This is a genomic window from Actinoplanes solisilvae (genome assembly GCF_003999975.1).
In the GTDB taxonomy this organism is placed as follows: Bacteria; Actinomycetota; Actinomycetes; order Mycobacteriales; family Micromonosporaceae; genus Actinoplanes; species Actinoplanes solisilvae.
Genome location: NZ_RJAC01000010.1, coordinates 1 through 13,203 on the forward strand (window position 1 = coordinate 1; position 13,203 = coordinate 13,203).

General features: G+C 70.3%; 7 protein-coding genes and 1 pseudogene. 4 read left to right on the forward strand and 4 right to left on the reverse strand.

Annotated elements, in window-relative coordinates; all coding sequences use genetic code 11:
* Positions 1-112 precede the first annotated feature (112 nt).
* A pseudogene (locus EER30_RS24005) lies at positions 113-3,378 on the reverse strand (RHS repeat-associated core domain-containing protein); the annotation flags it as partial.
* Between the two features lie 37 nt (positions 3,379-3,415).
* On the opposite strand from EER30_RS24005, the gene EER30_RS24010 reads away from it, so the two are divergent.
* From EER30_RS24010 to EER30_RS24020, 3 genes are all read left to right on the forward strand, one after another.
* Positions 3,416-4,375, forward strand: coding sequence for an NAD-dependent epimerase/dehydratase family protein (locus tag EER30_RS24010; RefSeq protein ID WP_127502781.1), 960 nt, complete (start codon positions 3,416-3,418; stop codon positions 4,373-4,375).
* Between the two features lie 192 nt (positions 4,376-4,567).
* On the forward strand, positions 4,568-5,317 hold the full coding sequence (locus EER30_RS24015; protein ID WP_127502782.1) for a hypothetical protein: 750 nt from the start codon (positions 4,568-4,570) through the stop codon (positions 5,315-5,317).
* A gap of 155 nt (positions 5,318-5,472) precedes the next feature.
* Positions 5,473-6,843, forward strand: a complete 1,371-nt coding sequence (locus EER30_RS24020) for an aldehyde dehydrogenase family protein (protein ID WP_240670267.1) — start codon at positions 5,473-5,475, stop codon at positions 6,841-6,843.
* A gap of 48 nt (positions 6,844-6,891) precedes the next feature.
* Here EER30_RS24020 and katG read toward each other — a convergent pair whose 3' ends face one another.
* The 3 genes from katG to EER30_RS24035 are packed head-to-tail and all read right to left on the reverse strand — an operon-like array spanning position 6,892 to position 10,321.
* Positions 6,892-9,126, reverse strand: coding sequence for a catalase/peroxidase HPI (gene katG, locus EER30_RS24025; RefSeq protein ID WP_127502783.1), 2,235 nt, complete (start codon positions 9,124-9,126; stop codon positions 6,892-6,894).
* Complete coding sequence (locus EER30_RS24030; protein ID WP_127502784.1) at positions 9,123-9,581, reverse strand: Fur family transcriptional regulator; 459 nt, start codon at positions 9,579-9,581, stop codon at positions 9,123-9,125. Before EER30_RS24030 ends, katG begins: the two co-directional genes overlap by 4 nt.
* A gap of 53 nt (positions 9,582-9,634) precedes the next feature.
* Positions 9,635-10,321 (reverse strand): GntR family transcriptional regulator, encoded by a 687-nt coding sequence (locus tag EER30_RS24035; RefSeq protein WP_127502785.1) that lies wholly within the window; start codon positions 10,319-10,321, stop codon positions 9,635-9,637.
* Positions 10,322-10,337: 16 nt separating this feature from the next.
* Between EER30_RS24035 and EER30_RS24040 the strand changes: the two genes are divergently transcribed.
* On the forward strand, positions 10,338-13,190 hold the full coding sequence (locus EER30_RS24040) for an FAD-binding and (Fe-S)-binding domain-containing protein (protein ID WP_205650391.1): 2,853 nt from the start codon (positions 10,338-10,340) through the stop codon (positions 13,188-13,190).
* Positions 13,191-13,203 lie beyond the last annotated feature (13 nt).

A 13,203-nucleotide genomic window follows, 5' to 3' on the forward strand; every position in this document is an offset into this window, starting at 1 on the left:
GAAGCTCCGTTTGCACCAGATCTGTGAGAAGACCTGGTCTCAACGGGGCTTCGTCCATATCCGACACGCCGACGCGGGCATCGTCACTCACCGCCACTATCGATCATGAAACGGCCGTGCCACCATCGTCGCCGCCCCGGTCGCCGCTGGAGCCACCGGTGCTACGGTTCGAGCCCCCGGTCTTGTTCGCCGGCTTGCTGTTTCCCTTGTTACGACCAGCAGATGATCCTCCGGGATTGCCGCGGGCCTGGGCGTCCTTCTGGACGCTGTTGCCGGTCTTCTTCGTGGCGTTCGAGGCTTTGTTGCTGATGGTGTTGACCTTGTCGGCGGCCTTCCTCTTTGCCGCCTGGGCTGCCTTCTTTGCCCGTTCGATGGCCAGCTTTTTGGCGTTCAAGGCCTGTTTCTCGGCGGCGCGGGCGGCGGCGATCACTGCTTCCGCTGCCTGCCTGGCCTTCTTGAAAGCCTGGATCGCCTCGATGGTGCGGTCGATCGCCTTGGCGATCTTGCGGGCCTTCAGGACCTTGGCCCACGGGATAGCGCTCAGGATCATGCTGCCGCAGGCCCACATGTCGCCGCCGAAGCAGGCGATGGCGTCGCCGATACCGAGGATTTCCGACAGGATGCCCCAGGCCGCGCCGAGGATGACATCCGTCAGGGACTTGTTCATCGTGGCCTGGGCGTCGGCCACCTGGGCCGCGCTCAAGCCGGCTCCGGCCAGGGCGGCCGCCATCTCCGACGCGGTCAGCGCGATCGACAGGCCCGTCGGGTCGGCCATGGTGACCGGATTGTTGTGGGCGTAGGCGTAACCGTTGGACTGCAACGGGTCGGCCAGGTCGACGACCGGGTCGGCTGAGATGAAGCGGCCTACCTCGGGGTCGTAGAGGCGGGCGCCCAACGGGACGTAGCCCGACGGGTCGTCTCGGACTGCGCCCAGGAACCCGGCATTCGTCTGCGCCTGGGTGGCCAGCTTCGCCGCACCGCGCGGGTTGCCGAACGGATCCTGTTTGTAGATCTGCACCGAAGCGTCGTTGTTGAGGATCACCTCGGCGTACGGGCTGCCCTGGTGATCTCCGGTGACGACCGACAGAGTGTTGACGTTCGAGCCGCCGTGGGTGGTCCGGATGACCGCGCCGCCCGGGGTGGCGTAGGTGCGCTGCGTGCGCACCAGGAAGCCGCCCTGTTTGGCCGTCACCTGGGCCTCGCCCAGCAGCAAGGTCGCCTGCTGGCCCTGGATCTTCAGCAGGCGGGCGCCGCCGGGGCCGTAGACGTAGCGGGTCTCGTTCTGCGGCGACCACTGCTGCGCCGCCGCCGTGGCGCACGTGGCCAGGACGAGCGGGGTGCCGTTGACGATCGCGGCGTCCTTGACCGCCAGGCACAGGCCCGACGCGGGGTGGGTGAACTGACCGTTGACGCCGCGGCGCAGCTGCTGGCCCGCGGCGCCGGTGCACTTCTGGAGCTGGAACGCCGAGCCTGCCGTGTTCGCGGCCGGCTGCAGGCACCAGTCGTCGAACAGGGTCATCGTGCCGAGGGCGGCGTCGGCCTGGCCGGGCTTCGGCTGGAACTTCCACGACTGGGCCAGCGTGCCGTTGCAGGTGTAGAGCTGAATCGGTTGGTTGGCGACGACCTTGGTAGCGGACAGGTCGATGCATTTGCCGTCCAGACCCACGTACGAGGTCTTGCCGTTGCTGCCCTCGCCGGAGATCCGCTCGACCTGGCCGTCGTAGGTCCAGGCGAGCTCCTGCTTGTCACCGTTGTCGATGGACGTGACCGTCTTGGTCTCGCCCGTCTTCTCGTAGAGGCGCTCGGCCTCCGCGGTGACCGCGGCGCCGTCGGGGGTGACGTACTTTTTCTTGACGTTGGTCAGGGTGTGCGGCTGGCTGCCGTCGGCCGCACCGTACTTGTAGTCGGTCGTGGCGTCCTTGGCCGTGTTGCCGGTCAGGTCCTTCTCAACCAGTTTCTTGCGGTTGCCGACCAGGTCGTACTCATATTCCTGCCAGTAGCCCGCGCCGTCGGGGCCGGCCGTGACGTTGAGCGTGCCGTCCGCGGCGAGCGGGGAGCTGCTGCACGTCGTGTTCTTGTCGGTCCACGCCTTCATCAGCTGGCCGAGCGGGTCGTACGTGAAGCACTGCCGCTCGTCGATGCCAGTGGACTGCTCGCGGATGCCGGTGACGTTGCCGGCGTCGTCGTAGGTGTAGGAGCGGTTGGAGACCAGGTTGCCGCTGACCAGCGTCTTGTCGCCGGTCTTCTCGCGGTAGACCTGCTGGCGGGTCAGCTCGCCGCTGCTCGGGTCGAACTGCGTGAGCGCCCACACCCGGGTCGGGTGCGCGCCGAGCGTCGAGCGGACGACCTGGCCGTACGGGGAGTACTCCGTCTCCGAGCCGTACCAGTCCTTGCCGGACACCGACAGCGGCAGGCCATCGGCGGTGTAACGCACCAGCAGCTTCTCCGACGGCAGGTTGCCGACGGCGGGCAGCGTGGCCGACTCGGTCAGGCCAGTGTCAGTGAAGCTGTAGCTGTAGGTGTAGGAGGCGGGCAGGCCGTAGGTGGACGCGACCGAGGCGGGCAGGGTCAGCGTTGTCGAGGTCGGCTGGTAATCGTTGGTGTAGCCGCCGATGCTCTGCGTGTAGGGCAGGCCGTCGGTGTAGCGGGTCATCTTCGACGGCAGGCCCTTGCCCAGGGTCGCCTTGTCGTATTCGTAGTCGGCCAGCAGCGTGCCGGTGTCGCCACCCAGGCGCTGGGCGATCGGCCGGGACAGTTCGTCGTAGCCGTTCCAGACTGTGACGTTGCGGGCGTTCGTGGTCGTCAGCAGGCGGTCACGGTGGTCGTAGGTGGTGCTGGTGGTGCCGGCGTCGGGGTCGGTGGCGGTGACCACCCGGCCGCGCTGGTCGTAGGTCCAGGTCCACGCGTGGGCTGGGTCCGAGGCGTGGTACGCCTTGGCGAGCTGGCCCTTGGTGTCGTACTCGTACTTCATCGACGTGTGCTCGGTGCGAGCACTGTTCGTGAAGGTGTCGACCTGTTTGGTGCGGCCCAGCGCGTCGGTGTAGATCCGGTACGAGGCCGCCCCGGTGGGGTTCAGGACCGAGGAGAAGTCAGCTCCGTACGCGTACCGGGTGGGCGGTCAGGCTTGGGATCGTCGCCGAAGACCGGCAGCTCTTCCGTGACGCGGCCGAGGCCGTCGTACTTATAGAGCGTGGAGTTGGGGACTTCGGTCTTCGATCGGGGAATGAACAGCTGACCCTGCGGCTCCCCCTTGGCGAGGTAGGCGTTGTTGGTCTGCTCGATGTGGCCGAGGTAGTTGTAGAACGTGTCGGTGATCAGACGTCCGCCGCCGGTGGCTTCCTCCTGCGTCTGGCGTTCCCGGCCCAGGCCGTCATAGATTGCACGAATCGGGGCGGCCGCGTCGTAGGCTGCCCCCATGCGTCGTGTGGTGGTGGTTGGCGCGACCGGGCACGTCGGTACGTTCCTGGTGCCGCGTCTGGTGCGCGCGGGATACGAGGTCGTCGCGGTCAGCCGGGGTTCGCGGGAGCCGTACGCCTCGTCCCGGGAGTGGCAGAAGGTCGAGCGGATCAGCGCCGACCGCGAGGCTGAGGACGCGGCCGGCACGTTCGGGGCGCGGATCGCCGCGCTACGACCCGACGTGGTCATCGACATGATCTGCTTCGACGCTTCGTCCGCGGCGCAACTCGTCGAGGCGTTGCGCCCGAGGCGGCCGCTGCTGGTCTCGTGCGGCACGATCTGGGTGCACGGCCGGGCCGGCGCGATGCCGCTCACCGAGGACGAGCCACGAACGGGGTACGGGTCGTACGGGGCTGGGAAGGTCGCGGTCGAGGAGTTCCTGCAGCGTCAGACCGATGTGCCGGCGATCGTGCTGCACCCGGGGCACATCAGCGGTCCCGGCTGGCCGGTGATCACGCCCGCCGGCAACCTCGACCCCGACGTGTGGCGGCGGCTCGCGACCGGGGAACCCTTGGCGTTGCCCGCGCTGGGCCTGGGCGTGCTCAACCACGTGCACGCCGACGACGTGGCCCAGGCGTTCGAGCGCGCCCTGACCCGCCCCGAGGCGATCGGCTCGAGCTTCCACGTGGTCGCCGCGCAGGCCATGAACAGCCGTGGCCTGGCCGCCGGGGTGGCCGCCTGGTTCGGCCGCGAGCCGGTGCTCGACCTGGTCGAGTGGGATGAGTTCGAGCGGCGGGTCGGCACGGAACACGCCGCCGTGACCCGCGACCACATCGAACGCAGCATCGCGGCCGGCATCGACCGCGCCCGGGAGGTGCTCGGCTACGCGCCGCGCTACTCCTCCTTGGAGGCCCTGCACGAGGCACTGCGCTGGCTGGTCGCCAACAAGCAGGTCGACGTCGGCGACCAGCAGTTCTGAGCTCACACGGGGGTGGCCCCGAGCGAGTTGCCACGACCGCGACCCACCATGTCGACCTGTGACCCGGCGTACAGAGTGATCTTGGTCTTGATTTCTCGCACCCCGTTCGGAGGGTCGCAGCCGTTCTCCTATGGTGCTCGCCGCTGCGTGTCGACACGGGTCGATCGGCGGGCGAATCAGGGAAAAGGTGCAATGAACAGCAAATTTACCGGCGCGGTGGTGGTGCTGGCTTCCGCGGCGATGCTGGCTGCCGGCTGTGGCGCCAAGGACGACGCCAACGGAGCGGCGCCTGCGGCGCAGGCCACGTCGGCCGGGCCGGCCACCAACGGCGTCGAGGCACTCGAGGGCGAGCAGATCCTGCAGAAGGCCAAGGCCGCTCTCAAGGCGGCCCCGTCCTACCACACCAAGGGCAAGGCGGCGGAGGACGGCAGCAAGTACGAGTTCGATCTGAAGGCGGCCAAGGATGACGTCCTCGCCGAGATCGTGCTGGACGGGGCCAAGGTCGAACTGCTGCAGGTCACCGGCAAGCGCTACTTCCGCGCGGACGCCAAATTCTGGGCGATGACCACCGGCGGCAAGGCGCAGGGTGACGCGTTCGCCAAGGTGCTGGGCAAGCGGTGGGTCGTGGTCAAGCCCGGCGACAAGTCCACCGAGGACATGTTCGCCTTCGCCGACGTCGAGGAGATCCTCGCGCCCGACGGGAAGGTCACCAAGGGTACGGCGAAGGAGGTCGACGGCAAGCCGGCGATCGGCCTGCTCGACGACGGCGCCGAGGGCGGCACGATGTGGATCGCCACCACCGGCGAGCCCTACCCGCTGCGTATCGAGGCCAAGGACCCGGCCCAGGGCGGTTCGGTCTTCGACCAGTTCGGTGCGACCTTCCCGGAGCTCAAGGCCCCGGCCGCCGCCGACGTGATCGATATCGACAAGCTGAAGAAGTAGAACGAACGGCCCGCGGCACCCGCCGCGGGCCACGCTCTCACGCGCGCGAGCGGATCCTTGTACGGCCGAGGCATGGACAACGCGGGCATGGTTGCCGGCGCTGGGCGCGTGAAAAGTCGGGGCATGACGAATTTCACTGGATCGACGGGCAGGCCGTGCCGGGCTCGTCCGGTCGCACGATCGAGGTTCTGAACCCGGCCAACGGCGAGGTCGTCGGGGAGACGCCGGCGGGCACCGCTGAGGACGTCGACCGGGCTGTGGCCGCCGCGCGGGCCGCGTTCCCGGGGTGGGCGGCCACTCCCCCGGCCGAGCGGGCCGCCGTCGTGCGCCGCATCGCCGACGGGCTCAAGGAGCGGGCCGAGCAGCTCGCCACCACCATCACCGCCGAGATGGGTTCGCCCATCTCCCTCTCACGGCAGGCCCAGGCCACGTTCCCCGTGCTGGTCGCCGAGTCGATGCTCGGCCTGGTCGAGGACTTCGCGTGGAGCGAGGAGCTCGGCACCTCCCTGCTGGTGCGCGAGCCGATCGGCGTGGTCGGGGCGATCACCCCGTGGAACTTCCCGCTGCAGCAGATCGTGTCGAAGCTGGCGCCGGCGCTGCTGGCCGGCGACACGGTTGTCTTCAAGCCGTCTGAGATCGCGCCGCTGACCGCGGAGATCCTGGCCGAGGTCACCCACGAGGCGGGGCTGCCCGCGGGCGTCTTCAACGTCGTCTACGGCGAGGGTGCGGTCGTCGGCGAGGCCATCTCGGCCCACCCCGACATCGACATGATCTCGTTCACCGGGTCGACCCGGGCGGGCAAGCGGATCGGTGCGGTGGCCGCCGCAACCGTCAAGCGGGTCGCACTCGAGCTGGGCGGCAAGGGCGTCACGGTCATCCTCGACGACGCCGACTTCAAGGCGGCGGTGACCCGCGGCATCGCGATGTCGTTCACCAACGGTGGGCAGGTCTGCGGCGCGTGGCCGCGGATGCTGGTGCCGGCCGCCCGGCAGGACGAGGTGATCGCCCTGGCGAAGGAGATCCTCGCGGGCTACTCCGTGGGTGACCCGATGGACGAGACGACGGCGATCGGGCCGATGGCCTCCGAGGCGCACCGCGAGAAGGTCGAGGGTTACATCAAGCGCGGCATCGAGGAGGGCGCCACCCTGGTCACCGGCGGCCCGGGCAACCCCTTCGAAAAGGGCGCCTACGTACGCCCGACGATCTTCGCGGACGTCGACCCGAGCTCGGCCATCGCGCAGGAGGAGATCTTCGGCCCGGTGCTGACGATCATTCCGTACGTGGATGAGGAAGAGGCCGTGGCCATCGCGAACGGCACGCCGTACGGCTTGACGATGGGTGTCTACGGCGAGCCTGAGCACGCCCTGAAGGTCGCGTCACGGCTGCGGGCCGGGCAGGTCGACGTCAACGACGGCCACTGGAACCCCCTCGCGCCGTTCGGGGGCTACAAGCAGTCGGGCAACGGCCGCGAGTTCGGCCGCGCGGGTCTCGAGGAGTTCCTGGAGACCAAGTCGATCCAGCGCTGAAAACCGGTGAGCCCGGTCCGCGAAAAGCGGGCCGGGCTCACCGAGCGATCACTTCAGGTCGTACCGGTCGTTCTCCATGACCTTCGTCCACGCCTTGACGAAGTCGGCCACGAACTTGCCGTGGGCGTCCGCGCTGGCGTAGACCTCGGCCACGGCCCGCAGCTGCGAGTTCGAGCCGAAGATGAGGTCGACCGCGGTCGCGGTCCACTTCACCTTGCCGGTGGCGAGGTCGACGACGTCGTACACGTGCTCCTCGGTCTCCGACGCCTTCCACTTCGTGCCCGGGGAGAGCAGGTTGGCGAAGAAGTCGTTGGTGAGCACGCCCGGCTTGTCGGTGAACACGCCGTGCTGCGCGCCGCCGAAGTTGTTGCCGAGCGCGCGCAGACCGCCGACCAGGACGGTCATCTCGGGGGCGGTCAGATCGAGCATGTACGCCCGGTCGACGAGCAGGACCTCGGGCTGGGTCTTCTCGCCGGGGCGCAGGTAGTTGCGGAACGCGTCGGCGCGCGGCTCGAGGTAGTGGAACGCCTCGACGTCGGTCTGCTCCTGGGTGGCGTCGGTGCGGCCCGCCCGGAACGGCACGGTCACCTCGACGCCGGCGTCCTTCGCGGCCTTCTCGACGGCGGCCGAGCCGGCCAGCACGATCAGGTCGGCCAGCGAGACCTGGGCGCCGCCGGCCGCGTTGAACTCGGCCCGGATGCCCTCGAGAGCGGCGATCACGTCGCCGGTGCCCTGGTTGACCTCCCAGCCGCGCTGCGGCTCGAGGTTCAGGCGGGCGCCGTTCGCGCCACCGCGCTTGTCGGTCGAGCGGAAGCTGGCGGCCGACGCCCACGCGGTGTTGACGAGCTGCGCGGTGGTCAGACCCGACTCGAGCACCTTCGCCTTGAGGGCGGCGACGTCGGCGTCGGACACGAGCTCGCCGGTGGCGGCGGGCAGCGGGTCCTGCCAGAGCTGCTGCTCGGGCACCCACGGGCCGAGGAAACGGGCGACCGGGCCCATGTCGCGGTGCAGCAGCTTGTACCAGGCCTTGGCGAACGCCAGCGCGAACTGGTCGGGGTTCTCCAGGAAACGACGAGAGATCTTCTCGTACGCGGGGTCGACGCGCAGCGACAGGTCGGTCGTCAGCATCGTCGGGCGGTGCTTCTTCGTGGCGTCGTACGCGTCCGGAATGATCTCGTCGGTGGTCTTGGCGACCCACTGCTTGGCGCCGGCCGGGCTCGTGGTGAGCTCCCAGTCGTAGCCGAACAGGATCTCGAAGAACCGGTTGCTCCACTGGGTCGGCACGTCGGTCCAGGTGACCTCGAGGCCGCTGGTGATCGTGTCGGCGCCCTTGCCGCTGGCGTGGGTGGACAGCCAGCCCAGGCCCTGCGCCTCGATCGGCGCGCCCTCGGGCTCGGCGCCCACGTGGTCGCCGGCCGGGGCCGCGCCGTGGGTCTTGCCGAAGGTGTGACCACCGGCGATGAGGGCGACGGTCTCCTCGTCGTTCATCGCCATGCGGCCGAACGTCTCGCGGATGAAGTGCGCCGCGGCCAGGGGGTTCGCGTTGCCGCGGGGGCCCTCGGGGTTGACGTAGATGAGGCCCATCTCGGTGGCGCCGACGCCCGGTGCCATCGTGGTGTCGGTGGCGTAGCGCTCGTCGCCGAGCCAGGTGTCCTCGGGACCCCAGAAGATCTCCTCGGGCTCCCAGGTGTCGACGCGGCCGAAGCCGAAGCCGAAGGTCTTGAAGCCCATCGACTCGAGCGCGACGTTGCCGGCCAGCACGAGCAGGTCGGCCCACGAGATCTGCTGGCCGTACTTGGCCTTGACCGGCCACAGCAGACGGCGAGCCTTGTCGAGGTTGGCGTTGTCGGGCCAGCTGTTGAGCGGGGCGAAACGCTGCCCGCCGTCGCCGGCGCCGCCGCGGCCGTCCTCGATGCGGTAGGTGCCCGCCGCGTGCCAGCTCAGGCGGATCATCAGGCCGCCGTAGTGACCGAAGTCGGCCGGCCACCAGTCCTGCGAGGTGGTGAGCACCTCGGTGATGTCGCGCTTGAGCGCCTCGACGTCGAGCTTCGCGAACTCCTTCGCGTACTCGAAGTCGGGGCCGAGCGGGTTGCCCTTGGACGAGTGGGCGTGCAGCACCGACAGGTCGAGCTGGTTGGGCCACCAGTCGCGGTTGCTGTGCGGACGGCCACCGGTCTTCGGGGTGGGCGCGTCGATCGCCGGGTTCTCGCTCTCGCTGCCGTGCGCGGTCACCGAGTCGTGGGCGACCGGGCAGCCACCGGTCTTGTCCTGCGTGTCGCTCATGCTTTTCCTTCCGAGCCTTCGTTTGCCTGGGACGTTTTGTTGAGGGCCGCGCAGTCGGGGCAGGTGCCCCAGTAGACGACCTCAGCCTCGTCGATCACGAAGCCGTGGTCGTTGGAGGCGGTGAGACACGGGGCCTGGCCGTGGGCGCAGTCGACGTCGGCGATCGCGCCGCACGACCGGCACACGACGTGGTGGTGGTTGTCGGCGACGCGCGTCTCGTAGCGGGCGGTCGCGCCGGCGGGCTGGATGCGGCGCACGAGGCCGGCGTCGGTCAGCGCACGCAGCACGTCGTAGACGGCCTGGTGGGAGACGGCGGGCAGGTCGGCGCGGACCAGCGCGATCACGGTGTCGGTGTCGACGTGCGGGTGGTCGCGCAACGCGGCGAGCACCGCCAGGCGGGGCCGGGTCACGCGCAACGAGGCCGCCCGCAGCCGCACCTCGAGGTCGGACGTCACCCGACGACCTTAGGACCCAAGACTGGAATAAATCAAGTTTAGGACCCCAGTGTTCATACCCCGTTCGGGGACACCGACCGTAGCGCCAGGTTGGCCACCAGCAGGTCGCCGGTCGCTTCCAGGTGGGCGCGCATCGCGGCCTCGGCCGCGATGCCGTCGCGGGCGAGCACCGCGCCGACCACCGGGTCGTGTTCCGCGTGAATTTCGGCCAGCGTACGACCACTCGCGGTCGTCGGCGGGCCGAGCAGCGCGGTCGTCGAGCGCAACTGGGCGACGATCGCGGCGGCCCGGGCGTTGCCGGCCGCGCGCAGCAGCAGATCGTGCAGCCGCCGGTCGGCCGGCCAGAAAGCCGCCTCGTCCCCGCGCTGCACGGCGGCCGCCATCTCTTCCAACGCTGCTTTGATCGCCGCATGTTGCTCCTGCGTGCCGAGCAGCGCGGCCTTTCGGGCAGCGGCGGGCTCCAGGGCGAGCCGGATCTCGACGATCTCCTCGACGTCGTGGGCGCGCGGCGGCAGCACCCGGAAACCACGGTTGCGCCTGATCTCGACCAGGCCGGCCTCGGCCAGTCGCAGCATGCCCTCGCGCACCGGGCTGCGCGAGATCCCGAGCAGTTCGGCCAGCTGATAGACGGAATAGGTCGTCTCGGGCACGAGCTCCCCGGCCGCGATGCCGTCGCGCACGGCCGAGGCGACGGCGTCGGCGAGGGTCGGGGCCTCCGAGGGGAGGTGAAGCGAAGGCATGAGTAACATGTTACCTATGACTGAGGCGGCGGTGGGGGCGACCGAACACAAGGCCGGGCACGGAGCCGAGCACGAGGCCGGGCACAGGGCCGCGCGCGACGTCGTGGCCGCGCTGGAACGGGCCGGGCTCGAGGTGCGCTCCGACGCGGGCACGCGCGGCATGTACTCGTCCGACGCCTCGCTCTATCGCATCCCGCCCCTGGCCGTCGTGCGCCCGCGCCACGTCGACGAGGTGGCCGCCGCCCTCGCCGTCGCCCGCGAGACCGGCACGCCCCTGACCTCGCGCGGCGCCGGCACGTCGGTCGCCGGCAACGCGGTCGGCCGCGGCATCGTGCTCGACTTCTCGCGCCACCTCAACCGGGTGCTCGAGCTCGACCCCGAGGCCCGCACCGCCGTGGTCGAGCCGGGCACCGTGCACGCCGTCCTGCAGAAGGCGGCCACCCCGCACGGCGTACGGTTCGGGCCTGACCCCTCGACCCACCCGCGCTGCACCATCGGCGGCATGATCGGCAACAACGCCTGCGGCTCGCGGTCACTGGCGTACGGCCGCACCTCGGACAACGTCGCCGGGCTCGAACTGCTCACCGCGGGCGGCGACAAACTGATCACCGGCCCGGACGGGACGCGAGGCGCCGAGTCGATCATCAGCGAGCTGCGGACCGAGATCGGCAAGCACCTGGCCACCGCCCGCACCGAGTTCGACCGGTTCGGCCGCCAGGTCTCCGGCTACGCCGTTCAGCATCTGCTGCCCGAGCGGTTCGACCTCACCCAGGCGCTCGTCGGCTCCGAGGGCACCCTCGCGGTGATCACGCAGGCGACCGTGAAGCTCGTTGTCGACTCCCCGGTACGCGTCGTGGTCGTGCTCGGGTTCAAGGACATCGTCGCCGCCGGTGAGGCCTCCCCCGCCGTCGTCGCGCACGGCCCGACCTCGTGCGAGGGCCTCGACTCACGCCTGCTCGACGTGCTGCGCGCCCGCCGCGGCGCCGACGCCGTTCCCCCGCTGCCCCGCGGCGGCGCCTGGCTCTTCGTCGAGCTGGCCGGCGACGACCTGGGCGAGGTCGAGTCGCGGGCGCGCGGGCTGGCGGCCGACGGGATCGGGGAAGACGCGCTGGTCGTCACCGATCCGGCCACGCAGGCCCGGCTGTGGCGCATCCGCGAGGACGGCGCGGGTCTGGCCGGCCGGGCCCCGTCGGACCGTCCGGCCTGGCCGGGGTGGGAGGACGCGGCGGTCCCACCCGAGCGGCTGGGGGCCTACCTCGCCCGATTCGACGAGCTCGTGGCGTCGTACGGGATGACCTCTGCTCCTTTCGGGCATTTCGGCGACGGTTGCATGCACGTGCGGCTCGATTTCCCGCTCGATCAGCCCGGCGGCACCAAGGTTCTGCGCGACTTCCTGACCGACGCGGCGAAGCTGGTCGGGGAGTTCGGCGGGTCGCTCTCGGGCGAGCACGGGGACGGCCGCGCGCGCTCCGAGCTGCTGCCGCACATGTACTCCCCCGACGCGATCGCCCTGTTCGCCGGGGTCAAGCGGGCCTTCGACCCGGGCAACCTGCTCAACCCGGGCGTGCTGGTCGACCCCGACCCGGTCGACGCCGACGTGCGGCCCGCCGGCAAGTTCCCGGTCAAGGGTCTCGCGCTGGCCTATCCGCACGACGGCGGCGACTTCGCGCAGGCCGTGCACCGCTGCACCGGCGTGGGCAAGTGCCGGGCCGACAACTCGGCGGCCGGCGGCGTGATGTGCCCGTCCTACCTGGCCACCCGCGAGGAGAAGGACTCGACTCGCGGTCGCGCCCGCGTGCTGCAGGAGGTCGTGCGGGGCGAGCTGCCCTGGACGCATCCGGCGGTGCACGACTCGCTCGACCTGTGCCTGTCGTGCAAGGGCTGCGCGTCGGACTGCCCGACCGGCATCGACATGGCCACCTACAAGTCCGAGGCGCTGCACCAGAAGTTCAAGGGGAAGCTGCGCCCGCGGTCGCACTACACGCTGGGCAAACTGCCGTTCTGGGCGCGGCTGGCCGGGTGGGCGCCGCGGCTCGCCAATCTCGGCACGCGGCTGCCGGGGCTGCGCGGTGCGGCGTTGTGGCTCGCCGGGGTCGACAAGCGACGGTCGGTTCCGGCGTTCGCCCGACGGCCGTTCCGGCGCACGTTCAAGCACGAGCATGCCGAAACCCGTACGCCGGTGGTGCTTTTCGCCGACTCCTTCACCGACGCCTTCTCGCCCGAGGTCGCCGAGTCGACCGTACGGGTCCTGCGCGCGGCCGGATACGAGCCGAGGCTCCCGTCCGGGTCGGTCTGCTGCGGCCTGACCTGGATAACGACGGGTCAGCTCGACTCGGCCAAGAAGATCCTTTCCCGTACGGTCGAGACCCTCGCGGCCGACGCCAAGGCCGGGGTCTTGATCGTCGGCATCGAGCCCTCGTGCACGGCCGTGCTGCGGTCCGACATCCACGAGCTGCTGCCCGGCGACCGCGACGCGGCGGTGGTCGCGAAGTCGGTGCGGACGCTGGCCGAACTGCTGGCCGAGACGCCCGGCTGGACCCCGCCCGACCTGTCCGGCGTCGAGGTCGTCGCTCAACCGCACTGCCACCACCACGCCGTGCTCGGCTGGAAGACCGACGCCGACCTGCTCGCGGCGAGCGGCGCCAAGGTCAACCGGCTCGCGGGCTGTTGCGGGCTGGCCGGCAACTTCGGCGTCGAGATCGGACACTACGAGGTGTCGGTGGCCGTCGCCGAACAAAATCTGCTGCCCGCCCTCGACGCCGCTCCCGGCGCGCTGGTGCTGGCCGACGGCTTCTCGTGCCGCACCCAGGTCGCCGATCTGCGCGACCGCCCGTCGATTCATCTGGCCCAATTGCTCGATCGCCCGTAACCTCCTCACCGGA

Excerpts from the sequence above, each read along its gene's own strand:
- EER30_RS24010 (WP_127502781.1), top strand. The coding sequence starts at position 3,416 with ATGCGTCGTGTGGTGGTGGTTGGCGCGACCGGGCACGTCGGTACGTTC.
- EER30_RS24015 (WP_127502782.1), top strand. The coding sequence starts at position 4,568 with ATGAACAGCAAATTTACCGGCGCGGTGGTGGTGCTGGCTTCCGCGGCG.
- katG (WP_127502783.1), bottom strand. The coding sequence starts at position 9,126 with ATGAGCGACACGCAGGACAAGACCGGTGGCTGCCCGGTCGCCCACGAC.
- EER30_RS24035 (WP_127502785.1), bottom strand. The coding sequence starts at position 10,321 with ATGCCTTCGCTTCACCTCCCCTCGGAGGCCCCGACCCTCGCCGACGCC.
- EER30_RS24040 (WP_205650391.1), top strand. The coding sequence starts at position 10,338 with ATGACTGAGGCGGCGGTGGGGGCGACCGAACACAAGGCCGGGCACGGA.